Origin of the sequence: Alkalicoccobacillus porphyridii (assembly GCF_007293315.1) — a bacterium.
GTDB lineage: Bacteria > Bacillota > Bacilli > Bacillales > Bacillaceae_D > Alkalicoccobacillus > Alkalicoccobacillus porphyridii.
Genome location: NZ_VLXZ01000006.1, coordinates 1 through 23,904, shown reverse-complemented (window position 1 = coordinate 23,904; position 23,904 = coordinate 1). Strand labels below are relative to the sequence as shown.

Genomic DNA, 23,904 nt, shown 5'->3' with positions numbered 1-23,904 from the left:
GTACTCATACATAATAAAAGATTCCCCGGATCAACCCATACACACTTAGTAGGATGTATATGGAAACAAACAGAATGAAGTTCAGTCGCCAAATTCCCTTAAACAACTTTGATACGTATAGATCATCCATCAGCTTCCAGTAAATCATCGTAAACAAAAAGGCCACAGCAAAAAATAGAGCAAAGATTAACCAGATAGAAACCGAAGACCAAATCTGATTCATTATGTAATACACCGCTGCCATAAATAATATCGTAGAGCCATCACATGCAAGTTTGATGGAGCTCGGCTTATGTTTTGTTATTTTCACACTTGTTATGTATATCAGATACCAGCCTAAAGCTGGCACGGTAACAACGGTAGCAATCAATCCAGCAAAAGTACCTGTCAGCATATATTAGTCCACCTCTATTCTTTTAACAGGAACGAAACGATTGTTCTCTCTCTGTTATTGCTTTGTAAAGAAATGTGATCATTGGCAATGTGATGTGTTTGGCTTTAGCCATATTACATACATACCCTAGAATGCTTTCTATTTCGGTCTGGCGGTGATGCCTAATATCAACGAGCATGGAGGATTGATTATTTTTTGTTTGCTCACAAATCTGCAGAACCTGTTTCCAATATTCTTCCTTATGGTCAGGCAAAGGATGGAGCTTCATTGCTTCCTCAAAAACCTCCCGCAATATATGGAGAAGTTCTTCGGAATTCAAAAGCTCACCATTTCTAACACCAGTTAACGCCGTAATGGGATTAATGCAGACATTCGCAAGAAGCTTTGACCATAGCAGGATATACCAATCATCTTCCTTATACACCTCAAAACCCGGACGATCTATTTTATTCATGACCTCGTCAAGAATGTCTGGCGCTCCCTTAAATTGCGCCCATCGAAAGGTGCCAGTGCCTGTATGATGGACCATTGTTTCAGACTCACGCATGGCTCCGTGGCTCATAATACCTAAACCTATGGTCTCGACAGCTAGATTCTCTGCCAACTCAATATGAGACATACCATTTTGCATAAACAGGATTGTTTGATGCTTAGTTAATCTCGGTTCAAGGTGTGCAAATAACGTAGTTAGCGAATAGGATTTCACGGTTACGATGATGATATCAGCCTCTTCAATAGGTGCTTCTTGAGTCATTTTTGCCTTCACTGGTAGTTGATAGCTGGAGCTTCCATCTTTAAGCGTCAATCCTTCTCTTGACAGGGCAAGAGCCTGCTCCTTGGTGCGAACGCACAATGTAACATCAAAATCACTCTGGCTGAGCTTGGCAGCCAAAAACAGCCCCATAGCGCCTCCACCAATAATCATCATCTTCATGGAATCCCGTCCTATTCTTATCTTTCTCAAATTGTACCATATCCTTCTATATAAATAGATCATTTTTAGTAGATTTTTATCCTGCACATGGAAAAGGGTCACGTCCTTATGATTGCATGTATATATGAATTCGAATACCTCTCTCCCCGAGCAAACAAAAATGGAGGACCGATCACCTGTGGGATATAAAGGAGGTCACTGAAATAGTCATGTAGAAATGAGCTCATGCACCGCTACAGGAAAAAACTTCGCTTTCCACATATGTTTCCAATCAGACAATTGACCAACATTTCTATTTAAGTGGATGGCTGCGCTCACTGGCTTCCGCGCACACACTCAGCTTTTTCGCCCATCACATGATGCTTTTCGCGCATTTTCGTTTTTATCGCGCATTCTTCATCCGTGAGGCGGAGATGATGGTGGATTGGCTTATGCTTACCGGCTTGCGCATCCATGTTTAAATGTCTTCCGATGTATTTTCTGCACTTTGCGAAGTATTCTACTTACTCCCGATGGATCTACCTCCTATTCCCGATATCCTTGTAACAAGAGGGACCTTATTCATTTTTCACTTCATTAAACTATTTACGTTTAAGGTAGAACGCCTTTTTTCAGTGCCCCCGATATAAAGGTTCAATGAGATAAATCGACGAAGTCGAGTTAGCTCATTACCTTCCCGCGGTAAGCGTGCCCCCATTTTCGGGAGCGACAGCCGAAGCACCCATACCCTGATACACCCCCAAAATTCTCATTGTACAAATGTAAGGAAAATGCACTGCAATACAAGCATCTCTGTATAGGTAAATATCTAGACTCTCTGTATTTAATCTCTCAGGAACTTGATGCCCACATCCCACCTAGCGGACGAAAATGGCGGGCCGACACCTGCGGGATATAAAGGTTCAATGAGATAAATCGACGGAGTCGAGTTAGCTCATTACCTTCCCGCGGTAAGCGTGCCCCCATTTTCGGGAGCGACAGCCGAAGAACCGATACTATGATGCCCTCTATTTTTTTACATCTATGAAATTTACACAACAGCATGGACTCTCTCCAGAAAGGAGAATCTAATGCGAAGAATTATGATCTATGTTAAAATAATGAAAACGCATTCTTTCAATACATAGGAGGATCTTGATATGAGTAAAATAGTTGTTGAGCGCTTACTAGTCAACTATAAAACATTAGACGAGTTTAAGAATTTTCGCGAATTTGGTGCAGCTGAACTTTCAATGAAAGATGATTTAAGTGCAAATATTGTTGAAAACGACAGTGAGTCCCCTTTTTATGGGATTTATTTCGGCAAGAAGCTAGTAGCCAGAATGAGCCTTTACCGAATCGATAAACGTTTTGATCAATACTTTGATCCGCCACAGGATTATTTTGAACTATGGAAGCTTGAAGTATTAGAACCTTATCGTAACAAAGGTTATGGTAAAGCATTGGTTGAATACGCAAAAAGCTTAGGATTGCCTATTAAAACAAATGGACGCCAAGGCTCAAGTCAATTTTGGGAAAAATCAGGGTTCGAATCTGTCACCTACGATCCAAGTCGTGATCGCGGAGAGAGTCCCTTTGTATGGTTTCCTGAAGGAGTTATAGAGCAAGAGAACCCTACTCAACCTGAACCAGCATCTGAAAAAGAATAGATCATTTTTAAAGTGAAACAACTCCCCCGTGTTTATTGAGCCACGGGGGAGTTGTTGGTTTAATATGCTAAATGGTCCGTTCAATTGGGTGGTCACGCGTAAACTTTCGAGCACGATCCATTATAGTTAAGAGCGCTTTATAATCCTGTGTAATTAATTCTTTATCACGCTTTATCTGTTCAATTGTTTGACGAAGCTGCTGATTCTCCTGCTTAAGCTCTTCATATTCCACTGAGTTCTTTGAAGACTCATTTGATTGATACTGTGTTAAAAATGCAATCACATCATTTAACGTAAGATCGCCCTTTTTTAATGCTTTCGGCTTTTCTAAGGAGCCATTTACCGGAGCTGAGATTGCCACCTGCTCTACTCCAACATCTTCAATTGGTTCCACCGCTACAGGTATCGAACGCGAGGTGGTTGATTCTGCTCGTTTGTTTTTTTGCTTTTTAGCTAGAGCCACAGCCGACTCATATCTTTTACGTATACTTGAATTCCAGCGAAATCCACATGCAGCGCTTGACCTAGATAATTTACGCCCTACCTCTTCAAATGCTGCAAGCTGTGTGCTGGATTCTCTAATATGCCTTAAAACCACCTCAGCAAGTAATAAATCCTCATCCTCAGACCAGGCGTCCTGACGGGTAACTGCCATAGTTATTCGCTCCTTTATAAATAGATATTTGCTAAAGTCTATGCATCAATAGGATTAGATAGACTAGGTTCTAGTAATCAGTTATTTCCTATTTTCTACACTCTATTCATCGGTTAACGAACTAGACTTGAAACGGCCATTGACATAGTTAAAAGGATATATGTACACACAAAAAAGCAAGGAGTTTATAGAAACTCCTTGCTTTTTCTCTTACATTATTTTGCTACGTTCTCACCTTTGTAAGAACCGCATTCTTTACATACGCGGTGGCTAAGTTTATACTCTCCACAGTCTGCACATTTCACCATGCCAGGGACAGCTAGCTTCAAATGCGTACGACGTTTTCTTTTAGCGGTTTTAGATGTTCTTCTAAATGGTACTGCCAATATTCCCACCTCCTTAAAAAAATCAAGACACTTACTATCTTCTGTTAAGACTTGTCAAAAAACTTTGCTAAATCAGCTAGTCTCGGATCAATTTGATCCTTCTTTGACTCCTCTGTGACAAGCTCCCAATCCTTACCGGAAGGAGGAGCAAGTGGTTCGGTACCCTCTTCAGCATATACCTGAAATGGAACCTCAAGTAAAATACGCTCTTCAAGAAAAGGTGTTAAGTCAATCAAATCTCCTTCAACTGAATGAACCTCATCCTTATTAGATACATCAGGCATAACCGCTCCCTCAGGAAGGAAGTGCTCTTCAAACTGAAGATCAAGTGGCCATTTAACATCTGCCAATGTTCTTGCACAAGGTAGAATTAGTTCACCTTCTAGTCTCAAAGAAAATGAAATTAGCTTATTGGGATACGTAACCTCTCCCTTAACTTGAACCGTTGAAATGTCACGTATTTCTTTACTTTGTTTAATCAATTCATCAAAACGAACCGATTCATTAATTGTAAAGGGCTTATGTTTAGCTGCCTTTAACTCTTGCAGCGTCCATTTCATAAATAATCACCTCTAAGACACAAGTGTAATTATAGTTCTGACACTATAGAATGTCAACCTTTTTTCTTTACAGAATAATGCGTATACTAAGAACATCCCAGTTAAGAGATACGTCTTATTTTAGCATGCCTAAAGAACAGAGTAAAGGAGACCTACTATGCCTCTAAAAGATACGAATCCTCGAGCGGTTGGATTCGTTGTGGAATATAACCCTTTCCATAATGGACACTTATATCACCTACAACAAGCCAAAAAAGAAACGGGCGCCGAGGTTGTGATCGCCGTAATGAGCGGATCGTTTTTACAACGGGGAGAGCCTGCCGTGGTTTCAAAATGGTCTCGTACAAAGATGGCTCTGGCCAATGGAGTGGATTTATTGCTTGAGCTCCCTTACGCATTTGCTGTTCAGAAAGCGGAACTGTTCGCAAAAGGAGCTGTTTCCATTCTTTCAGCTGCCAAGGCTGATTATCTTCATTTTGGGAGTGAGTCTGGTGCTATTGAAGATTTTCATGTGTTGCATTCTTTTATGAAAGAGCATGAAGACAAGTGGAATGAGCAAGTACAACTAAGAATGAAAGAAGGCTACAGCTACCCCAAAGCGACTTCACTAGCCTTTGCCCACCTAGAAGCAAAAACTCAGCTATCGTTAGATCAGCCTAATAATATTCTTGGCTATCACTATGTGAAAGCTATTGCGGATCTAAGTTCTTCATTAATCCCATATACAACCAAAAGACATGCTGCCGGATTCCATGATGAGTCCATTTCCGATTCATCCATTGCCAGCGCTACTAGTATACGACTTACACTAAATGATAACCCTCTGCCCTATGATTCCATTAAGAAAGTGATGCCGGCGAGCGCCTTAGAAGAATTAAAGCAGTATGAAGAACGGTATAACCTGCTACACACTTGGGAGTCATACTTCCCTTTCTTGCAGCAACGTGTGTTAAGTTCATCAATAACTGAGCTTGCTTCGATCTATGAGTGTGAAGAAGGTCTGGAGTATAGAATTCTAGACACCATCGCAAAGGCCTCAACGTATAGTGAGTGGATGAATATGCTCAAAACAAAAAGGTATACATGGACAAGACTACAACGACTTGCCACTCATCTGCTAACCAATACAACAAAAGAAGAGATGAATCAGCTACATACATCTGAGCTTCCTTATATTCGTCCACTAGGAATGACGACCGCTGGACAAAAGCATTTACGTAGTCTAAAGAAGCAAATAAGTGTACCTATTATAAGTAGGTTTGCCTCAACCAACGATCCCATGGCTACTAGCGAATTAAAAGCTAGCCGAAGCTACGCCGCACCTTTATCTGCCGAATCTAAAGTCGATCGATTAAATGAAGATTACCTTTCCTTCCCTATTCGTCATTAATTTACTGTAGAAGAGAAGCTGGAACAAAAGTGCTTTAGCTGTAAGAAGAGCCGAATGATTGTGTGGTGTAACAATCATTCGGCTCTTCCATTTTATGATTCTCCTCTAAAACGACCCTTGTAAGTACTTTCTTAGCCCCACTTAACTAGTTTGCGTGCTGTTCTTCAAGACCTTCTAAAAAGGTTAATGCATCCTCAAAGGTATCAACAGGGATGACTTGCATATCTGTCCCAATGTCCACGGCAGCTGCTTTAGCTTCCTCATAATTTGAGCCCTCATGCCCTTGAGCGTTAGGAGCTAGAAAATATGCCGCTCCCGCCTTGTCAGCAGCTACTACCTTTTGTGAAGCTCCCCCGATTGGTCCAACCTCACCTTTTTCATTAATCGTTCCCGTACCAGCCACAACATAACCAGCAGTAATGTCTTCAGGCACAAGCTGGTTATAGATTTCTAAAGAGTACATAAGTCCAGCTGAAGGTCCACCAATTTCTGTTTCATCAATTGTAATGCCAGGTGAAAACGTCACATCTCGATCAGTAACGGGTGAAAGAATGCCAAGACCAACTCGCCCTTCTTCTACCTCATATTCAGGGGGGAATGGACTAAAGCTTAATGATAAGCTTTTCTCTTCTTTTCCTCGAGAAACGATTAATTCAACTTGATCATTCTCTGTAAATCCTGATAACCTATCAATCAAATCCTCTGCTGTATGTACAGGTTCTCCATCTACCTCAACAATCAAGTCTCCAATCTCTAGTTGCCCATCTGCTGGCATACCCTCAATAATCGTTGTCACTAACACACCATGATATTCATAAAAAACATCGGCACCAGCTTGTTCGTATGCCGCAATCTTAGCCATCTCCTGCGAATCAGACATTAATAGGGTCTGACGTTTATGGTAATCTTCATCCGTTTCATCCGTCCCTCTGATCTGCTCCTCTGGGATAATATGACGATATGAACTAAACATAGCCCAGACGTAGTACAGAGGGTTTGCTCGTGCCATTTCAACGGTTGTTAGCATAAACGCACCTTCTTCAATGCTATTTGTGCCTTCCACCGAAATGACACCCTCAAGCTCTTGAGCGATTCCCGGCTGAGAGTAATAATAGGGGAGTTTAATAAAGTTTAACGATAAAACAATAAGGATGAGAACTACATACCGCATCCTTATGAACGGTTTTCGTGGCTCAGTCATTTCCTGATGCCTCCTTTTATCCTAATCATAAGATGACCCTCCCTAACTTTATGGTCTATTCTCACCGTCTATACGTATATTTATGATGATATGGATAGACAAGCTAAGGGGGAATCACTAAGTGTCTTTACTAAAAACATGGTTGCTTGCGGCTGCGTCTTCCTTATTAGCCGTTTCACTTATCCTCTTTCCTAAGGAAGCGCTGGAAGCTTCATTAAATGGTATGGCCATGTGGTGGAATGTAGTTTTCCCTGCGCTTTTACCATTTTTTATATTATCCGAACTATTAATAGGATTCGGAGTGGTTGCTTTTATCGGCACCTTTCTTGAACCATTTATGCGTCCGGTCTTTCGTGTGCCTGGTGCTGGAGGGTTTGTGTGGGCGATGGGACTCGCCTCTGGAAACCCAGCAGGAGCAAAGCTAGCAGCACGACTTCGTCAAGAAGGAACTGTCAGTCGGATTGAGGGAGAGCGTCTTGCTGCCTTTACCAACTCATCGAACCCTTTATTTATTTTTGGAGCAATCGCCGTTGGATTCTTTCATAACGAAGCGCTTGGTCTTTTACTTGCCTGCGCTCATTATGGTGGCAATATAGCTGTAGGTCTGATCATGCGATTTTATGGAAGAAAGGAAGAAATGGAAATCAGAGATAAAAGAAATACCCGCATCAGATTTTCGTTCGCTGAAGCCGTTTCCCGTATGCATGATGAACGAATGAGAGATGAACGCCCGATCGGTAAACAGTTGGGTGACGCTGTTCAATCTTCGGTTCGCACCCTCTTAATGGTTGGCGGTTTTATTATCTTGTTTTCTGTTCTCAATGAGATGCTATCATTAATTGGATTTACTGCATTCATTGCCACATTTATTTCGATACTCTTTTCCATTTTTCAGCTTTCATCAGAGTTAAGTATACCGCTTCTGTCCGGATTATTTGAAATTACCTCGGGAGCTAAACTGTCCTCCTCAAGTGATGCCTCGCTGATAGATAAAATCATTGTTACTAGTTTTTTTGTGGCCTTTGGCGGGTTATCAATTCAAGCACAGGTCGCAAGTATTTTATCAGAAACTGATCTTCGGTTTAAGCCTTTTTTTATCGGGCGGCTCGCTCACGGTCTCTTAAGTGCTCTACTTGCGTGGATTCTTTGGGAGCCTTTATATCAAAATCGAACAGCTATTCACACGAGTAATGGAGGGTCCAATTACCCTGCTGAGTGGTTCTCAACCTTTTGGTCCTACTGGCTTGAAATTGCCCCATATGTTACATTAGCCACGCTTTTACTAGTTATTTGGCTTACCTCAAGAGCGCTTCTTCGGTCTTCTTAAAATTTATCCTGAAGCGGCTGAATCACAGATGCAGGCACGAGCTCATGCAGAGCCTGTTTGTATTTGGCTGCTTCTTTGACAATCGTTGAACTAATAAAAGCAAACTCCCCACTGGTAGCTAAAAATAACGTCTCTACATTTGGGTTGAACTTTCGATTAATTGCTGCCACTTGCATCTCATATTCAAAATCCTTTGTTCCTCTTAATCCTCTGATCATGGCCTGCCCCTGGTGATCCGTTACATATTGAATCGTTAAACCTTCATGTGAATCGACCGTGACCTTAGGAAGGTGCGCTACCGCTTCTTTTATTTGCTGCAAGCGCTCTTCTACGGTAAACAATGTTTGTTTACGACTATTATGCACAAGTAATATTCTCACCTCATCAAAAACAGTTGAGGCTCTGCTAAGTATATCTAGGTGTCCTAGTGTAATGGGATCAAATGATCCTGGAAATACGGCAAGTGACATTATGTATTCGCTCCTCAAACTTCATCATCTGATTGATAACCCCAAACAGCAATGGTCGTGTCGCCATAGCTTTCTTCTCTTAAGCTCTTTAGTCCTCCAATATATTCTGGCAGTGTAACAGACGACGCATATTCTAAGACAACAACACCATCAGTAGCTAAGATGCCCTCATTATCAATAAACGCTAATTGACCTTGAAGTGTTTGCTTAGCATACGGCGGATCAAGAAAGATAAATTGAAAAATGAGTCCCCTTTTCACAACAGCCTTTAATGCTCTCTCAGCATCCGTGCGGTATACCTCTGACTTCTCCGTCAAGCGAGCTGCTTTTAAGTTTGCGTTAATCGTATGTATCGCATTTTTATTAGAGTCTACAAATATAACGGACTCTAATCCTCTACTTAAGCCCTCAATACCAAGTCCGCCACTTCCTGCATACAAATCAAGGGCTATCCCACCATCAAAATAGGGCCCAATTATATTAAAAAGTGATTCTTTTACCTTATCCGTCGTTGGTCTTGTTCCTTTTCCAGGGACCGCCTTTAGAGTAATCCCCTTACTTTTTCCAGAAATAACTCGCACATCAATCACCATGCCTTTATAAACCTTATTCGTCATTTTATCTTATCCTATTATATCATGGAAGTGAATTCAGGCACTTCATGTATAGATCGTTCGTTTGAAGACAATACTACGAGATAACAGCATGTTTTTCATGTTGTGACAACCACGGAGAAGGCTTACTTTCCCCATAAGTTCTCTCTCCGGTTTCTCCTCTCCCATAGCCAAACGCATATAAATGTGTATAGGCGCCCGCAGTCTATCTGACTGCGGGATTTTTTGTTTTCTCGACTAGAAGTCATTTCCATGCTATAGTGACTGCAGAAAAAAGACATGAGGTGAACCACGTGATTCAACGATTTATAGAGTTGGGGGAAGGATACGGCGATTTTTATGAGTTACTTGAATTAGCCAAATCCAATCAAAGTAGGCTTTCACAAATGCTGCTCCTTGAAACGAACAAACAGGGGCAACGATGTGCATCCGTTGCAGTGATTCTCCACCCCGCTGCCAAAGGGGGATTTATGCCCATTTATTATTGCCGAGAAGGTATTACAATGCCTACCGAGAAACTAAGTAAACGAATTCAACTGTTCGAGCAGCTTGCTTATGAGCTCAATGTACATATAAAAACGCTTGAAGTCAGACCATCGATTGACTTTCCAGATTTAGACTTATACACACAATACTTAACAGGCATATTAAGAGTAAATCACTGCCTGCCTCCATTAACGTGGTAGGGAATAGAAGATGTGACTACTAATTATTCACAAAATCATATAACCAAATGTAGCGAACCCCCATATCACGGATGATATGGGGGTTCGCTACTGCTTATGTGGTGTTCTCATTTGGTTGGCGATGCTTTTGATTACGGAATGTCTTCTCAGCTGGTTGCATCACTTTAAATTTGACCATCATTACATTACATAATAGAACAACAGATGTTGTTAATAACAACCCTCTCACTCCGTAAATACTGACTAACCACCCACCAAGAACAGGACCAATCATAGAGCCTAAATACATGGCACTATTTGAAAATCCGTATGTGCGACTCTCCATTCCTTTTGGAGCATGCATACGAATCAGCGTGTTGGCTGCTGGTAATAATCCCCCTAAACATAGTCCCACAAAAAAACGCAGTACAATTAGCTGCCAGATATCCGTGACAAATACTTGGGGTATGGTGAACAATGCGACGCCAAGCAATGAAAAGACTAGCGTGTTGTGTGCCCCTCTTTTATCACTTACTTTACCTAGCCACGCGGAGGTTAAAAAGTTTGCAAACCCAGTCACTGATACAACGACTCCAGCATATAACGATACATTCGCAGCTGGTGATAGCTCTTCAACAAAAAGGGAAAGAAGCGGGTTCACACCCATAATGGCGAATTGGATCATTAGGATAACCGCATAAATGGAGAGAACGGGTTTTTTAGATGTGATATGTTTGAATTCTGACCAAGTGCTGGTTTTTTCTTTTTGCGATTCTACCGGAGTAAAACTTTCTTTCACAAAAAAGGTAACAACAAGAGCTGCTAGTAAAATAAACGCACCTGTTATAAAAAAGATCATTCGATAGCCAAAGGCTTGAGACATTAACCCACCAATTAATGGACCACCTATCGCCCCAGCAACCGTGCCTGATTGGAGAATTCCAAGAGCATATCCAGTGTGTTGTTTGGGTGTATTTGTACTAACTAATCCAATGGCAGCCGGAATAAATCCTGAAATAACACCATTTAACAGCCTTAGCAACAGTAGAGATATGGGTCCCACTGCAAGCCCTGTTAAACTAATCACAATAGCCATTCCAAAGCCTGAACGTAAAATCATTAATTTTCGACCATGTCGATCAGCCATCCTGCCCCAAAAAGGAGAAAAAATAAAAGCCGTCAAAAAGTTAGCCCCGAAGATTACCCCGGCCCACAAACTAATTTCTTGAGGGTCTGTCATCCCAAGTTCCCTTAAATACAATGGCAGAAATGGCATAATCATTGACATGGCACTCATTACTAAGAATGTACAGCCTGATAATATCCACACATTTCTTTTCCATGTTGTCAATCCGATCACTTCCTCGTTATCTCTATTATATATTTCGCAGAACGAAATAATCAAGCCGAGCTACTCCGTTTGTAATCGGATTTAGATGATTTAATTACTGCTTCTCTACCTTAAACATCGATTTCCTTAGCTTTTTCCAAAAGAAAAAACCAAGCGAGCTTCGCTTGGTTAAATACCCATTTTGTAATCATATTCTTTTGCTTTATCAGGCTTTGCATTTTGGTAGTCTGTTTTTATAAACGGTCTCATTGACGGTTTCACTTCACGAACAAAATGAAAACTGCGAAGCTTGTCCATTGTTTCTTCAATCGTATCCTGGTTACAATAGAACACAACATATTTCATTTTTTTAGAAACGTAATGAACATTTCCAAACCGACGGAGCTGCCTGGCAAATTTCAACGAAGTCAGCCATACTACAATTGCTTGACGCTGCCCATTTAACATGTTTAGTTCTCCTCTTCCAAGTTCTTCATTTTTATTCTATCAGGCTTCCAAAGCATAGGCAACTATGATTCGAATACTCAGCATGATCTCTTTAGAAGGAGTGTTTCCTAATGATGAATTTATATTACTCCAAGCTCTTACAATGGTTAGATGGACACTACAACGTATCCTTAAAGGAAATATCCGGCTACCATTTTATCTATATCCGCTCTAATGAGCCGCCAACATCCATTGAAAAACAAATTATCCTAGCTGCTAATCAACTGATTAAAAAAAACACGCTATCCTATGAGTGTGTTTTTGTTCGGCAAAAAAACGGTCAGAGTGTTTTTCGCTTTCGTTTTCTTGTCCCAAGCGAAAAAATGTTTTGCTGCGGTAATGGCTGCATTAATTGCACTAGACAATAAAAGACTATATTTCACAGATAAATAGACGGACAATGCAAGATGACAAGGCCAGACTCATTCCGCGGTAAGCATGCCCCATTTTCGGGCGCCACAGCCGAAGCCGATACTCTGATACCCCCAATTCCCCCAATGTACTTATCCAAGCGAAGTGTATTTTTCGAGCATTCTCTATTCTCGTTTGGATAATAAAAAAGCGGAACAATGAATGGAAAGATTCCAACATTCTTCAGCTTTTCTATTCGTTATCATATTTCTGTTCCAACCATATAACACTTATCCACAGCTGCAACCTTTACCTGATCCGCATCCGCCACTACATGACATACTATCAAAAAAAGGATTGCCTGTTGGAACTTTAATTGTATCTGAAACGGAATGAGCGATAATTCCACTTACTTCATTTAACAAACCTTCTAACTCTTTCTCCGCTTTCTTAAAAACCTTAACATATTCGTGCTTATCCATTTTCCGTTTAAGCTCACGAATATCCTTTGACACCTGATCGTAATCAGGGTGATACCGTCCAAAGCGCTGAACCTCTTCATGCTGCTCTTTCTTTCTGTTAAAATCAGCAATTAATCGCTGCGCTTCTTCATTACCAGACAACTGTTTCTTGGCTTCCATATATTCAACAAACGTCTCCGATTGAATGATCACATCAGCTAACAGCTGCGTTTCTTCTAAAAGCTCCATCTCTTGAATGGTAGCGAGCATCCTAGCACCCCCTAAAAAGAAGTATAGCACGTCTAGAAGTACCTTCATACCTATATATGGTTTTTTCTTGAACCTTCTAAGACGGCCATTGACTTTCTGCTCAACCCGCACTATAATTCATTCGATTTAAGTGCATCAGGAGAGGATGTGTATGAGGAAATGAAGCTAGTTACATTTAACCCATTTCGTACAATAGGTATGCCTGGGTTACATTATGTTAAACCGGAAAATATGTTTGCCGAGAAACAACAAATCATGGATGCTGATGTTTGTTTATTTCCTGAAAATTGGCAAGTGAATTCGCTCGTTTACGGGATGAAAAAGAGAATCTTTCCAAGCATTCAGTCCATACAACTAGGTTTTAATAAAATTGAAATGACACGAGCCCTATGGAGCGTAGCCCCAGAGCTTGTCCCAAAAACGGCTATTCTCGGTCGAAACCGTGATACGTTTCAAAAGGTATTAATGGACTTCCCCTTTCCCTTTGTAGCAAAGGAAATCCGAAGCTCTATGGGAAAAGGCGTATTTCTCATTGAAAATGAACAGCAATTCCGAGAATATAGCGACGCAAATCCAACGTATTATATCCAGGAATACTTACCTATTGAGCGTGACTTACGAGTCTGTATTGTAGGAGAAAAAGCCATTGCTAGCTATTGGCGAGAAAATGAGAATACATTCAAAAACAACGTTGCTCAAGGTGGCCGTATTCTTTTTGACGATATTCCAGAGGAAGCTGTACAAACAGCGGTAGATACCGCAAAAGCACTTGGCATCGATCACGCTGGCTTTGACTTAATTGTCGTGGACGAGAAGTTTTATATTCTAGAATTTAACACCCTTTTTGGCAATCAAGGATTTCAGCAATTACAAGTGTCTGTAGAACAAGAAATTGCTGCTTACTTAGGCATTCCACTTACATAGACCCTCGAATGAACATAGGAGACCCTTCAACGAAAGGTCTCCTGTGTTTGGGCTACTGTTTCCTGCCCCATTTTTAGCATTTCCATCATCATCATCGCCAGGCCAATGTTTGATTGCATTTTCTCAACTCTTTGGGGAAAGGTACGACCATAAAAATAATTCGCTTCTTTTTCTAACGATTGTATAGCCGCAGGATCCCGACTCAGCTTTCGGTACCACTCTGGATTCTGGCGAATAAAGGCTCGAAATTCATGATTTTCATTTAAGAGGCGTATAATATCTGGTCGCATGATCGCTCATTCCCTCTCCATTTAATCACGTCGAAACGAAAAAGGCTGGTCTGAATTTGTTGATGGCGGCTGGCCTTCTGGTCGTTGAAACGATTGAATTAACGTCTGAACATTTCCTAATACAGAACTGAATTGTGACAGATGATTTTGCAAATCTTGAACATTCATACTCTTAACCATATTCATTAACTGACCCATAAATTCTGTAGCTTGAACAGAGGTTTTCGTTTCTTGTTTCTTTGTTTCGGATTCCTGTTCGTGTGGCTCTGAATGATCTGCTGATGATGCGGTGAACTGCCGCCACTGCTCATGATCTGGCCCTAGAATCGACCACTCTTCATATACATCTTGAAGCGACTTTGTTCCCTCTCGAACTTCCGACATAATAAATGGATGCTCACGAACAAATGCCTTAAATTCTTGAACACTTGGATGAAGCTCCTGTGAGGATACCATGTCTACCTCACCCTTCCTTTCTGCGTATAGTACTATAGTAGAAAAATGCCTAGTCCAGTGTTCGTCTTTTTTTAGCATTCTTGTTTTTTTCTGATACAATAAAAGGGTTACATATGATACAGGAGGACATTAAATGGAAGACACAAAGAAACAAACAGTTGAGGCACAAATTAATACCTACGTACAATCTGCCTCTAAAGCAGACTTAGAGATTCTTTCCCACATAGTAGAAAATCTCCAACAAAAAAAGGATTCAAAGGAATCCTATCTTTCAGCACTTGTTAATATGAAGCAGACTATGCGTTCAGGAAATGAGTTAGAGATGACGATCCCCATTCATCCGATCATACATAACTCTTTAAATATGGTGCACGGGGGAATCACAGCAACACTTGCTGATTCCGCAATGGGATCTCTTGTTCATCAGCTGCTACCTGATGGTCAGACAGCCGTTACGACCAATTTATCTGTTCAGTATATTCGCCCAGGCATCGGTGAGTCCTTAACCTGTATTGCCTCTGTCACACATCAAGGAAAGCAGCTTTGTGTAACAGAGGCTCGAGTATATAATCATGTAAACAAACTAATTGCCACGGCGCACGCTACATTTGCCGTTATCCTCAAAAAATAATTTGTTAGTCCACGGGGGTCAAAAAGTTTTGAGTATAGCTTTTTTCATAGACCCCCACACCTAACTCTGTAAATCCCTCGTGCAAGAGATTCACTCGATGCCCTTCACTGTTCAACCAACCTTCTACAGCAGCAGCACCATCTACATAATTTAAGGCGATATTCTCCCCTGCTGTTTTAAAGCGTACCTCTCCAGCAATAAACCGAGCATCAAGCTTACCATGAGTAGGAGACACATGATCAAAATAATCGTTAACCCTCATATCCTGACTATGCTTAAACGCAATGTTACGAACGTCTTCGTTCCACGTAAATGGATCTAACCCATGACGTTTACGAATAATATTAGTTAAATCAAAAATTTGTTTTTCTTCTCCAGCCTCGATTGCCTGCCATTCTTCCCTTGTTAGCGGATCAAGCTCAGGCAATGTCCCTCGATACGTCATCCAATACGGCTTCTGCTTTAGTAGCATATCTGTTGAAAGCAATCTTACCGTTGAGAGCTCTTTCGTATGTATATCAAAGTACAGCTGTAGCCAATCATCACCGTATGGAATGAGAGGTCTTGACTCAATATCATCCTCAGTCAATTGAAACTGAAAGGTCCCTTGATCATTTTTCACTTCTACAGTACTCTCAAATTCATTTTCAGCTGATAATCTTTCAAATGTCGGTAGTCCCTCAAATAATGGATCTCTTAATTCATCACCAGTGTAATACATTGTTACAACCTGTCCCTCTTCAACGCCAGCTTGTAAATAAGAATGGCTGTTTAAAGGGTAAATCCACCACTCATATCCATAGGAGGATGGGTCTTTACGCTCAGGCTCCCCAAATGACAAGGATAGCTGTTCTTCTGACATCCCCATCATTTGCTCCAGAACTACACCAGATTGGCCCACACGCCCTGCTAAAGCCTCTCTAGAGGGCAACTGCTTCTCTGAAAGCTGATCCTGTTTAAAAGGTGTCTCCGCAAACCAGTGCCTAACTTGATCCTGCCGAGTCACCTCAACAACCATGATGATAAGTATAATTAACAGGGCCGCTAACAGTCCCAGCCTTTTACCCATCTCTAATCACTCCTTTGTCAAATACCCCTAACAAAAAAGTTCGCAGTTCACTACAACTTCCCTCTCTCTACTTGTGTAAAATGATGTCTATTTAGGTAGAATCGGGATTGACCCACATTCATTCTGTTCGGTTATTTAGAAAAACGATACATTTTATTGCAAGCTGATGCATTTCATACTATCATAATTATAGAAAACATGCAGGACTAAATGGGGGTATTTTGAATGAAATTTGATGAAATCGGTTTCGAAGGTCAAGAAGTTAAGTTTTCACACGTTCGCCACGCTGCTGAAGCAAGCGGTTTTGTATTGGCTGAACAATGGGATTATGAACGAGCTACATTTGATTACAAAATCCTAAATCAAGGTGATACATACTATTTACGCGTTCCCGCCTACTCTATTAAAGGTGATATCCCTACAAATGATGCAATCTGTCGTTTAATGTCACCAGTACTAGGTAAGCATTATTATCCACACGGCGTAGAATATGAAGGTGAAAGCTTCCCTGAATCAGTTATTAATCGAGCACATTCAAAGCTTGACCTACTTAAACATACGCTTGAGCAAGAGGCTTAGTTTCAGGAAATCACAAAAAAGCTTGTCGACTACATGAATCACATGTCGACAAGCTTTTTTACCATTTTAATAATATGGAGCGATCATGAGATAAACAAGAACACCAGTTAAGCTTACATATAGCCATATTGGCATTGTCCATCTGGCAATTTTTTTATGACGCTCATTCTCCATATTCCATGCTCTAGTTACAGTAGTTAACGCTAATGGCACAACCACAGCAGCCAATAAAATATGAGTAATCAAAATAAAGTAATACACACCACGTATAAATCCTTCCCCACCATATGCGGTAGCAGTAGACAAAAAGTGATGAGCCACATAGGTAACTAAGAAGAACGTTGTAGATGTAAACGCTGCATAGATAAACCTTCGATGAATCGTAACGTTCCGTTTTAAGATAGCAATTAACGCACCAACCAAGAATAGAAATGTAAAGCTATTAAATATAGCGTTTAACATCGGTAAAATGGTTACATCAAACGCGTCAAAATTTTCATAGCCTGGCATGCCGGATAGTACAGCAATCAGACCAATAATAACACTCGATACAATAATAATAAGTGGTTTATAATTCCTTTTTTTATTTGGGGTCAGTGCTTGAGACACAATCATCTCTCCTTTATCATTCAGTACCTGTCCACTTTGCATTATACACGTTTAAATAAGGTTCATACATGGTAAGTCGTCACAATCTGATGAACATTGTCTCTCATTTTTGATGAGTATAGCCACAGTCTCCATTGGCAACGCATTTTAAGCTGATGCGCAAAAGCCATCAGGAGCTCCAGCTAAGAAGTGAGGATCTACCTGAATTGATGCAAATGCTCCTCTCTATCGACATGCGGTACCTTCCAGTTACACGCGGCTCCTCTCTATCGACATGCGGTGACCTCCAGTTACATGTGGCTCCTCTTTATCGACATGCGGTGACCTCCAGTTACATGCGGCGGCTCTCTATCGACATGCGGTGACCTCTAATTACATGCGGCTCCTCTCTATCGACATGCGGTGACCTCCAGCTAAATGCGGCTCGATAATACACCGCACATGGCCCGCGAGTGCGTGCCTCCTTCCAGGAGCGATGCCGAAGCAATGAACAACTCATCCAAATAAAAAAGCTTGCCGACATCTCTGGTATGAGAATCGCCGGCAGGCTTTTTTGTAATTTAGAACTTTGTTACACCAATTAATAGCATTAACGCTACGATGGTTGGAAGAGTAATAAAGATCCCTGTAATCATAAACACGTTGACCCATGCATGATCCTTATCCTTCATGTGCATAAAGAACAATAGCTGTAAAGCAAACTGTACAATAGCCAATATTAATATAAACGGTATGGCTAATGAACGTGGGACAAAGTCCGTCGCTACTGCTGCAAAAGCTAGGAAGGTAAGAAAGATCATAAGCCCAAATGCCACAAACTGTTTCTTTAGCTCAGATTTGTGATTTCGCTTTTCTTCATTTGTCATTGCACTCTTTTCAAAGCTTTGACTTAAATGGTCAGCCATATGATCAACCTCCTGCTCCCATTAAATAAACCACTGTAAAGATAAATACCCAAACTACATCAATAAAATGCCAATATAAACTTGCTACATAAAATTTTGGAGCGTTGGTCAGTGTAATACCGGATTTTGCATAGCGGATAATTAACAACGTGATCCAACATAATCCAAAGGTTACGTGAGCCCCGTGCAATCCAACTAGAGAGTAAAAAGCACTGGAAAAGGCACTTGTTGTAAAACCAAATTCGTAATGAGTGACATATTGATAGAACTCATAAATCTCCATACCTAGAAAACCAAGTCCAAGAATAACCGTAATGACCATCCATGTCATCATCGCTTTAAAATTATTCTTTTTCATCGCAGACATCGCTATGACACTTGTTAAACTACTAGTTAATAGTAGCATCGTCATTATAAAAACAAGATCCAGGTGGAAAATATCCGTAGACGTTGGGCCATCTGCTGTTCCATTTCTCAGACCTAAGTAGGTTCCAAAGAAGGTAGCAAACAGGATTGTCTCACCGCCAAGGAAAAACCAAAAGCCTAAAAACTTATTTTTACCTTCAAGAGTGGCTCTCTCGGGATGTGAAGGGAGTCCATTAGACATATCAACTGATCCAGACATTCTACTTTTCCCCCTTTGTTGGTAGTTCATTCTTAATTTGCTCAATTGGAACATGGTATCCATGATCCTCTTTCACTGAGCGAACGGCCATAGCACCAAATGTTATAACAGCTCCCCCAACAATGACAATCCAAGGATTAATAATTGGATTAGCCATTTCTAGCATGATTAAACCAAATCCTAAGAAGTATAAACCAACAGAGATAATAAGCGGAAGGATGGATCCGTTTGGCATATGAATCTCTTGAATCGGCTCAGCTGGCTTCATCGTGCCATCTCCGTGAATCTTTTCGTAGAATAGAGGGTCAAGTGAACGAATTTGTGGTGTTTGCGCAAAGTTATACTCTGGCACTGGAGTAGGTGTTGCCCACTCTAATGTTCTCGCATCCCACGGATCCGCTACTGTCACTCTTTCCCCTTTAAATGCTGAATAAACAATGTTTATGACAAGCAGGATGACACCTGCCGACATGAAAAATGTTCCAATGGTAGATACCATGTTATAAGCATCTAATCCTTGGCCTCCAAGATATGTAAACACACGTCTTGGCATTCCCATTAGTCCTAAAATATGTTGAATGAAGAAAGTTAAATGGAAGCCAATGTAGAAGATAGCAAAAAACCATTTTCCAAGTGTCTCATTAAGCTTATGTCCAAACATTTTAGGATACCAGTAAAATAATCCTGCAAATAACGCAAGTACGATTCCACCTACAATAATGTAATGGAAGTGCGCTACCACAAAGTACGTATCATGGTACAAGTAATCTACAGGTGCCATCGCTAGCATAACCCCTGTTACCCCACCAAGTACAAACGTAGGTACAAAGGAAGAAGCAAATAGCATCGCTGTGTTAAATGTAATTTTTCCGCCCCACATCGTGAAAAGCCAGTTAAAGATTTTTATTCCCGTAGGAACAGCAATCGTCATTGTGGCTACAGCAAATACGGAGTTAGCAACAGGACCCATTCCAACGGTAAACATGTGGTGAGCCCACACCATAAATCCTAAGAATGCAATAATCATGGTTGCAAATACCATCGCTGTGTAACCAAATAGGCGCTTTCTAGAGAAAGCTGGAATAACTTCTGAAATAATACCAAAGGCCGGAAGCACTAAGATATAAACCTCAGGGTGACCAAAGATCCAGAAAATGTGCTGCCAAATCACCACGTTACCACCAGAAGCAGGCGCAAAGAACTGCGCATCAAAAATTCGCTCTAGCATCAAAAGTGCTAGACCTGCTGCAAGTGGTGTAAAAGCAAATAGAATGAGAGTAGAAGAAATAAATGAAGTCCACACAAAAAGTGGTAATCTCATCATACTCATACCAGGTGCTCTCATATTAACAATCGTAACTAGGAAGTTAATCGCCGATATTAATGTACCAATACCAGAAACCTGTAAACCTAACACATAAAAATCAATACCTAGTCGATCTTGAAGGGATAATGGTACATAGGCTGTCCATCCAGCATCCGGACCTCCACCAAAGAACCAACTAGTACTTAATAATAATCCCCCCGAAAGGAAGATCCAGAAACCTAAAGCATTAACAAACGGGAATGCCACATCTCGAGCTCCAATTTGCAATGGAATAAAGTAGTTCATAAATGCAAATAGGAGCGGGGTTGCGGCAAGGAATAACATAATCGTCCCGTGCATCGTAATAAATTCATTAAATGTTTGTCCACTTAAGAAAGTGTTTTCTGGAATCATTAACTGGATTCTCATAAAAACAGCCATTAAGCCTGCTTTCACAAAAAACAACGTTCCAGCAATTAAGTACATGATTCCGAGCTTTTTATGGTCAACGGTTGTTAACCAATCCATAATGACACTTTTTTCTTGTTTTGTTGCTGCCAATGTCTCAAACCTCCTTTTCTGTTACTCTGGGTCGCCTTCTTCACGAACTTCTAGTGAACGTAGATAAGCAATTAATGCATCCATCTCTTCGTCCGGCATATCAGGGAATGGTTGCATATTGTTCCCTTGCTTAAATTCATCAGGATTACGGATCCATGCTTCAAGCTGCTCATCTGTATTCTCTAAATAACCTGCAATCGTTTTCCGATCACCAAAGTTAGTTAAAGTCGGTCCAGATGCAGAACCTGGTCCACTTACGGCGTGACAGCTAATACAGCTCTCTTGGAACACATCATATCCTGCTTGAACTGAAGCATCCTCAGGCTGCTCCACGTCTGCTTTTGCTACCATGTCTTCTACCCACTGATCATAATCCTCACGCTCAAGTGCAATAAGTTTAAAATCCATCAACGCATGAGAAGGACCACAGAGCTCCGCACATTTACCCATATATGTTCCAGGCTCGTCCGCTTCAAGCCAAAGTGTATTATCAATTCCCGGCACCGTATCAATCTTTCCTCCAAGAGCTGGTACCCAGAAAGAGTGGATAACGTCTTGAGCATTTAAATTAAAGTACACTCTCTCACCTGTCGGAATATAGACTTCTTGTCCTGCAGTAAAACCTTCTTCGTAATCAAATTGCCACCAATACTGATGACCCGTTACATCTATGTATACTGCATCTTCCACATCATCCGGCGCTTGACTTTCTGCAAAATCAAACGTTCCAATAATGGTAGGCACAAAAAGTACCAATAGAAGAAGAATCGGAATAACTGTCCAGGTAATCTCTAGTACAGTACTTCCATGTACTTGCTTTGGATACTCATTATCGCCATCTTCACGACGGAATTTTGCCAAAATGTAGAAAAAGATCGCAAATACAACTAATGTGACAAATGCCATGATGTATAAAGATAGCATCATGTTGTCAAAAATCCATTGTGCTTGAGGACCCTTCGGATCAAGCGCTGTCAAATTTTGTTCACCAAAACAGCCTGATAATAACAGAACGACAGCCACAAGCCCAAGATATCCACTCCAAGCTTTTAGGTGTTTCATCAACATTCCCTCACTTTCTTTCTAAACAATGTCCTTTCATCTCTCTGTAGCTAGTCATTAACTGCTTCATTCAAATTAGGTATAAAGTCCAAACTGATACGAGTTTCAAATATCTATAAGGATCTTCGCTTGTAAGTTGGTTACAGCATTATCCAGTCTCACATGCGCTCGTTCACCTCCTGATCCGCTTATAGACCGTCAATCATAACCAGTATACGTTTACATTATAGCTTATTATGGAATCAGTTTCATCATAAACCTTTCTTTCACAAGATTTTCACATTTAAAAACCGTCATAAAATGTTCCCTGGCAATAAATTGACTTTTTAGGCTAGCATACCTATGATCAAAGATGAGCATGATATCGTCCGAATGAATTCAATTTTAAATAGAAGGTGAACAGCATGCATAAACGATTTAAATTTTTTGGAGTGACTACTGCACTATTTGTTCTATTAGTTCTTATCCAGGGTGCCTTAGTTTCAAAAACAGGCTCTGGTGAGGGATGCGGAGACACATGGCCGCTCTGTTTTGGAGAAGTCGTTCCACTTAATCCCACGATTGAAACAATGATTGAATATACTCACCGTATCGTATCAGGTTTAACTGGCTTACTAGTCATTATTCTTGCCATTTGGGCTTGGAAGCAGCTTAAGCATATACGGGAAGCTAGAGTACTAGCTGTGCTTTCTGTGTTAATGATTGTTCTTCAAGGACTCATGGGAGCAGGAGCGGTTGTTTTTGGACAAGAACCTATAACTATGGCTCTTCACTTCGGGTTCTCGGCTTTATCCCTTTCTTCCGTTGTCTTACTAATTATTCTGAGCTTTGAAGACTCAAATAGAAAACCAAGACCAGTCGCACCTAAAAACAGTAAGGGACTTCGCAAATACATTATTGCGGTTACCGCCTATTGTTACGCGGTGATCTATACAGGCGCTTTTGTTAAGCACACAGACTCTACCTTAGCCTGCGCTGGTTTTCCAACCTGTAACGGACAATGGATTCCAGATGCATTTTGGACTGTGGCACCACAATATTTCCATAGGATATTCGGTACCATTATGTTAATTTCATTAATCATTTTAACAGTTTGGGTGATGAGAAAGTTTAGGGGTCACCGTACCTTGGCTTGGTTAAGCATGATTTCTGTCTTACTTGTCATCGGACAGTTTGCAAGTGGGATTACAATTGTGCTTAGTTTGAACCAATTCTTAGAGGTAGGTATGACCCATGCGATTTTAGTGTCTCTATTGTTTACGTGTCTAGCCTATATGACCATGATTATTTTAAGAAAACCAACTCAATAAGAAAGATATTTAAGCTTGTCGACAAGTTCTCAATAATTGAGATAGTCGACAAGCTTTTTTCTACTGAAGGAAAATAGAAAAAGAAAATCTATATACCTCAATTAGAGCTTATGCTTCGCTTCCGGAATAGGAGCACGCTTTCCTAGGGCGGGGCGCTGAACTAACCGGGCTTTGCCCGTTCATTACAGCCCTGCCCGTAATTCGAGTCCACTAAAAAAGTCATCAAGTCATCGAGAAATGAGCTCATGCACCGCTTCAGGAGAATACTTCGCTTTCCACGGGAACGGCCTTCAGCCATTGAAGTGGAAGTGCGCCACTTCAATAACTTCAGACTCGTTCTGTTCCGTAGGAGCATTCCTGTGGGATTTCTTTTTACCCTATTTACAGAAAAAAAGCCCTCCGTTAAGATGCAG

General features: G+C 40.9%; 28 protein-coding genes. 9 read left to right on the top strand and 19 right to left on the bottom strand.

Features of this window, described 5'->3' with window-relative positions:
- Positions 1-4: 4 nt before the first annotated feature.
- Both FN960_RS10935 and FN960_RS10930 read right to left on the bottom strand, forming a co-directional pair.
- A complete protein-coding gene (locus FN960_RS10935; RefSeq protein WP_143848763.1) occupies positions 5-394 on the bottom strand; it encodes a DUF3397 domain-containing protein in 390 nt (129 codons plus the stop codon).
- 22 nt (positions 395-416) lie between these two features.
- Positions 417-1,328, bottom strand: coding sequence for a 2-dehydropantoate 2-reductase (locus tag FN960_RS10930; RefSeq protein ID WP_185971007.1), 912 nt, complete (start codon positions 1,326-1,328; stop codon positions 417-419).
- Positions 1,329-2,467: 1,139 nt separating this feature from the next.
- Between FN960_RS10930 and FN960_RS10925 the strand changes: the two genes are divergently transcribed.
- Positions 2,468-2,977: an N-acetyltransferase gene (locus FN960_RS10925; RefSeq protein ID WP_143848761.1), complete on the top strand. Its 510-nt coding sequence runs from the start codon at positions 2,468-2,470 to the stop codon at positions 2,975-2,977.
- A 67-nt stretch (positions 2,978-3,044) separates the two neighbouring features.
- On the opposite strand, the gene FN960_RS10920 is transcribed toward FN960_RS10925, so the two are convergent.
- The 3 genes from FN960_RS10920 to FN960_RS10910 all read right to left on the bottom strand — a co-directional run bounded on the left by FN960_RS10920 (position 3,045) and on the right by FN960_RS10910 (position 4,578).
- Positions 3,045-3,632 (bottom strand): RsfA family transcriptional regulator, encoded by a 588-nt coding sequence (locus FN960_RS10920; RefSeq protein WP_143848760.1) that lies wholly within the window; start codon positions 3,630-3,632, stop codon positions 3,045-3,047.
- Positions 3,633-3,847: 215 nt separating this feature from the next.
- Positions 3,848-4,018, bottom strand: a complete 171-nt coding sequence (gene rpmF, locus FN960_RS10915; protein WP_143848759.1) for a 50S ribosomal protein L32 — start codon at positions 4,016-4,018, stop codon at positions 3,848-3,850.
- 44 nt (positions 4,019-4,062) lie between these two features.
- Positions 4,063-4,578, bottom strand: a complete 516-nt coding sequence (locus FN960_RS10910; RefSeq protein ID WP_143848758.1) for a YceD family protein — start codon at positions 4,576-4,578, stop codon at positions 4,063-4,065.
- Between the two features lie 157 nt (positions 4,579-4,735).
- On the opposite strand from FN960_RS10910, the gene FN960_RS10905 reads away from it, so the two are divergent.
- Positions 4,736-5,968, top strand: coding sequence for a nucleotidyltransferase (locus tag FN960_RS10905; RefSeq protein ID WP_143848757.1), 1,233 nt, complete (start codon positions 4,736-4,738; stop codon positions 5,966-5,968).
- Between the two features lie 145 nt (positions 5,969-6,113).
- On the opposite strand, the gene FN960_RS10900 is transcribed toward FN960_RS10905, so the two are convergent.
- Positions 6,114-7,169, bottom strand: a complete 1,056-nt coding sequence (locus tag FN960_RS10900) for a SepM family pheromone-processing serine protease (RefSeq protein ID WP_143848756.1) — start codon at positions 7,167-7,169, stop codon at positions 6,114-6,116.
- Between the two features lie 121 nt (positions 7,170-7,290).
- Between FN960_RS10900 and ylbJ the strand changes: the two genes are divergently transcribed.
- Positions 7,291-8,496: a dipicolinic acid transporter SpoVV gene (gene ylbJ, locus FN960_RS10895; RefSeq protein ID WP_143848755.1), complete on the top strand. Its 1,206-nt coding sequence runs from the start codon at positions 7,291-7,293 to the stop codon at positions 8,494-8,496.
- On the opposite strand, the gene coaD is transcribed toward ylbJ, so the two are convergent.
- Together coaD and rsmD are read right to left on the bottom strand one after the other, a co-directional pair.
- Entirely contained in the window at positions 8,493-8,966 is a 474-nt protein-coding gene (gene coaD, locus FN960_RS10890; protein WP_306461612.1) for a pantetheine-phosphate adenylyltransferase, read from the bottom strand. The genes ylbJ and coaD overlap by 4 nt on opposite strands.
- A gap of 14 nt (positions 8,967-8,980) precedes the next feature.
- Positions 8,981-9,583: a 16S rRNA (guanine(966)-N(2))-methyltransferase RsmD gene (rsmD, locus tag FN960_RS10885; RefSeq protein WP_260681988.1), complete on the bottom strand. Its 603-nt coding sequence runs from the start codon at positions 9,581-9,583 to the stop codon at positions 8,981-8,983.
- A 290-nt stretch (positions 9,584-9,873) separates the two neighbouring features.
- Here rsmD and FN960_RS10880 point away from each other — a divergent pair, with 290 nt between their 5' ends.
- Positions 9,874-10,266, top strand: coding sequence for a DUF7147 family protein (locus FN960_RS10880; RefSeq protein ID WP_143848754.1), 393 nt, complete (start codon positions 9,874-9,876; stop codon positions 10,264-10,266).
- Between the two features lie 94 nt (positions 10,267-10,360).
- On the opposite strand, the gene FN960_RS10875 is transcribed toward FN960_RS10880, so the two are convergent.
- Positions 10,361-11,605, bottom strand: a complete 1,245-nt coding sequence (locus FN960_RS10875; protein ID WP_306461616.1) for an MFS transporter — start codon at positions 11,603-11,605, stop codon at positions 10,361-10,363.
- 159 nt (positions 11,606-11,764) lie between these two features.
- Positions 11,765-12,043 (bottom strand): YlbG family protein, encoded by a 279-nt coding sequence (locus tag FN960_RS10870; protein ID WP_143848752.1) that lies wholly within the window; start codon positions 12,041-12,043, stop codon positions 11,765-11,767.
- Between the two features lie 110 nt (positions 12,044-12,153).
- Between FN960_RS10870 and FN960_RS10865 the strand changes: the two genes are divergently transcribed.
- A complete protein-coding gene (locus FN960_RS10865; protein ID WP_143848751.1) occupies positions 12,154-12,450 on the top strand; it encodes a hypothetical protein in 297 nt (98 codons plus the stop codon).
- Positions 12,451-12,723: 273 nt separating this feature from the next.
- Here the strand turns inward: FN960_RS10865 and FN960_RS10860 are convergent, their stop codons facing one another.
- A complete protein-coding gene (locus FN960_RS10860) occupies positions 12,724-13,164 on the bottom strand; it encodes a YlbF/YmcA family competence regulator (RefSeq protein WP_143848750.1) in 441 nt (146 codons plus the stop codon).
- 159 nt (positions 13,165-13,323) lie between these two features.
- On the opposite strand from FN960_RS10860, the gene FN960_RS10855 reads away from it, so the two are divergent.
- The gene (locus FN960_RS10855; protein ID WP_143848749.1) at positions 13,324-14,088 is read left to right on the top strand and encodes an ATP-grasp domain-containing protein; all 765 of its coding nucleotides are present in this window, start codon (positions 13,324-13,326) and stop codon (positions 14,086-14,088) included.
- Between the two features lie 26 nt (positions 14,089-14,114).
- Here the strand turns inward: FN960_RS10855 and FN960_RS10850 are convergent, their stop codons facing one another.
- A complete protein-coding gene (locus tag FN960_RS10850; protein ID WP_143848748.1) occupies positions 14,115-14,378 on the bottom strand; it encodes a YlbE-like family protein in 264 nt (87 codons plus the stop codon).
- Positions 14,379-14,399: 21 nt separating this feature from the next.
- Positions 14,400-14,834 (bottom strand): YlbD family protein, encoded by a 435-nt coding sequence (locus FN960_RS10845; RefSeq protein ID WP_143848747.1) that lies wholly within the window; start codon positions 14,832-14,834, stop codon positions 14,400-14,402.
- Positions 14,835-14,967: 133 nt separating this feature from the next.
- On the opposite strand from FN960_RS10845, the gene FN960_RS10840 reads away from it, so the two are divergent.
- Complete coding sequence (locus FN960_RS10840; RefSeq protein WP_143848746.1) at positions 14,968-15,465, top strand: PaaI family thioesterase; 498 nt, start codon at positions 14,968-14,970, stop codon at positions 15,463-15,465.
- 4 nt (positions 15,466-15,469) lie between these two features.
- Here the strand turns inward: FN960_RS10840 and FN960_RS10835 are convergent, their stop codons facing one another.
- Entirely contained in the window at positions 15,470-16,534 is a 1,065-nt protein-coding gene (locus FN960_RS10835; protein ID WP_143848745.1) for a CAP domain-containing protein, read from the bottom strand.
- Positions 16,535-16,759: 225 nt separating this feature from the next.
- On the opposite strand from FN960_RS10835, the gene FN960_RS10830 reads away from it, so the two are divergent.
- Positions 16,760-17,113 carry a YugN family protein gene (locus FN960_RS10830; RefSeq protein WP_143848744.1) on the top strand — a complete coding sequence of 118 codons (354 nt, stop codon included), beginning with the start codon at positions 16,760-16,762 and terminating at the stop codon, positions 17,111-17,113.
- A 66-nt stretch (positions 17,114-17,179) separates the two neighbouring features.
- Here the strand turns inward: FN960_RS10830 and FN960_RS10825 are convergent, their stop codons facing one another.
- The 5 genes from FN960_RS10825 to coxB all read right to left on the bottom strand — a co-directional run bounded on the left by FN960_RS10825 (position 17,180) and on the right by coxB (position 22,181).
- The gene (locus FN960_RS10825) at positions 17,180-17,728 is read right to left on the bottom strand and encodes a DUF420 domain-containing protein (protein ID WP_143848743.1); all 549 of its coding nucleotides are present in this window, start codon (positions 17,726-17,728) and stop codon (positions 17,180-17,182) included.
- 554 nt (positions 17,729-18,282) lie between these two features.
- Positions 18,283-18,627, bottom strand: a complete 345-nt coding sequence (locus FN960_RS10820) for a cytochrome C oxidase subunit IV family protein (protein ID WP_143848742.1) — start codon at positions 18,625-18,627, stop codon at positions 18,283-18,285.
- A 4-nt stretch (positions 18,628-18,631) separates the two neighbouring features.
- A complete protein-coding gene (locus FN960_RS10815; RefSeq protein ID WP_143848741.1) occupies positions 18,632-19,252 on the bottom strand; it encodes a cytochrome (ubi)quinol oxidase subunit III in 621 nt (206 codons plus the stop codon).
- Between the two features lies 1 nt (position 19,253).
- Positions 19,254-21,119, bottom strand: a complete 1,866-nt coding sequence (gene ctaD, locus FN960_RS10810; protein ID WP_143848740.1) for a cytochrome c oxidase subunit I — start codon at positions 21,117-21,119, stop codon at positions 19,254-19,256.
- A 21-nt stretch (positions 21,120-21,140) separates the two neighbouring features.
- Positions 21,141-22,181: a cytochrome c oxidase subunit II gene (gene coxB, locus FN960_RS10805; RefSeq protein ID WP_143848739.1), complete on the bottom strand. Its 1,041-nt coding sequence runs from the start codon at positions 22,179-22,181 to the stop codon at positions 21,141-21,143.
- 404 nt (positions 22,182-22,585) lie between these two features.
- On the opposite strand from coxB, the gene FN960_RS10800 reads away from it, so the two are divergent.
- Positions 22,586-23,491, top strand: a complete 906-nt coding sequence (locus FN960_RS10800; protein ID WP_143848738.1) for a COX15/CtaA family protein — start codon at positions 22,586-22,588, stop codon at positions 23,489-23,491.
- Positions 23,492-23,904 lie beyond the last annotated feature (413 nt).

Excerpts from the sequence above, each read along its gene's own strand:
- FN960_RS10835 (WP_143848745.1), bottom strand. The coding sequence starts at position 16,534 with ATGGGTAAAAGGCTGGGACTGTTAGCGGCCCTGTTAATTATACTTATC.
- FN960_RS10930 (WP_185971007.1), bottom strand. The coding sequence starts at position 1,328 with ATGAAGATGATGATTATTGGTGGAGGCGCTATGGGGCTGTTTTTGGCT.
- FN960_RS10865 (WP_143848751.1), top strand. The coding sequence starts at position 12,154 with ATGATGAATTTATATTACTCCAAGCTCTTACAATGGTTAGATGGACAC.
- FN960_RS10840 (WP_143848746.1), top strand. The coding sequence starts at position 14,968 with ATGGAAGACACAAAGAAACAAACAGTTGAGGCACAAATTAATACCTAC.
- FN960_RS10910 (WP_143848758.1), bottom strand. The coding sequence starts at position 4,578 with ATGAAATGGACGCTGCAAGAGTTAAAGGCAGCTAAACATAAGCCCTTT.
- FN960_RS10925 (WP_143848761.1), top strand. The coding sequence starts at position 2,468 with ATGAGTAAAATAGTTGTTGAGCGCTTACTAGTCAACTATAAAACATTA.
- coxB (WP_143848739.1), bottom strand. The coding sequence starts at position 22,181 with ATGAAACACCTAAAAGCTTGGAGTGGATATCTTGGGCTTGTGGCTGTC.
- FN960_RS10830 (WP_143848744.1), top strand. The coding sequence starts at position 16,760 with ATGAAATTTGATGAAATCGGTTTCGAAGGTCAAGAAGTTAAGTTTTCA.
- FN960_RS10815 (WP_143848741.1), bottom strand. The coding sequence starts at position 19,252 with ATGTCTGGATCAGTTGATATGTCTAATGGACTCCCTTCACATCCCGAG.
- FN960_RS10900 (WP_143848756.1), bottom strand. The coding sequence starts at position 7,169 with ATGACTGAGCCACGAAAACCGTTCATAAGGATGCGGTATGTAGTTCTC.
- FN960_RS10820 (WP_143848742.1), bottom strand. The coding sequence starts at position 18,627 with ATGGCTGACCATTTAAGTCAAAGCTTTGAAAAGAGTGCAATGACAAAT.
- FN960_RS10800 (WP_143848738.1), top strand. The coding sequence starts at position 22,586 with ATGCATAAACGATTTAAATTTTTTGGAGTGACTACTGCACTATTTGTT.
- FN960_RS10870 (WP_143848752.1), bottom strand. The coding sequence starts at position 12,043 with ATGTTAAATGGGCAGCGTCAAGCAATTGTAGTATGGCTGACTTCGTTG.
- FN960_RS10855 (WP_143848749.1), top strand. The coding sequence starts at position 13,324 with ATGAAGCTAGTTACATTTAACCCATTTCGTACAATAGGTATGCCTGGG.
- FN960_RS10935 (WP_143848763.1), bottom strand. The coding sequence starts at position 394 with ATGCTGACAGGTACTTTTGCTGGATTGATTGCTACCGTTGTTACCGTG.
- FN960_RS10825 (WP_143848743.1), bottom strand. The coding sequence starts at position 17,728 with ATGATTGTGTCTCAAGCACTGACCCCAAATAAAAAAAGGAATTATAAA.
- FN960_RS10845 (WP_143848747.1), bottom strand. The coding sequence starts at position 14,834 with ATGGTATCCTCACAGGAGCTTCATCCAAGTGTTCAAGAATTTAAGGCA.
- FN960_RS10850 (WP_143848748.1), bottom strand. The coding sequence starts at position 14,378 with ATGCGACCAGATATTATACGCCTCTTAAATGAAAATCATGAATTTCGA.
- FN960_RS10860 (WP_143848750.1), bottom strand. The coding sequence starts at position 13,164 with ATGCTCGCTACCATTCAAGAGATGGAGCTTTTAGAAGAAACGCAGCTG.
- rsmD (WP_260681988.1), bottom strand. The coding sequence starts at position 9,583 with ATGACGAATAAGGTTTATAAAGGCATGGTGATTGATGTGCGAGTTATT.
- FN960_RS10905 (WP_143848757.1), top strand. The coding sequence starts at position 4,736 with ATGCCTCTAAAAGATACGAATCCTCGAGCGGTTGGATTCGTTGTGGAA.
- FN960_RS10920 (WP_143848760.1), bottom strand. The coding sequence starts at position 3,632 with ATGGCAGTTACCCGTCAGGACGCCTGGTCTGAGGATGAGGATTTATTA.
- coaD (WP_306461612.1), bottom strand. The coding sequence starts at position 8,966 with ATGTCACTTGCCGTATTTCCAGGATCATTTGATCCCATTACACTAGGA.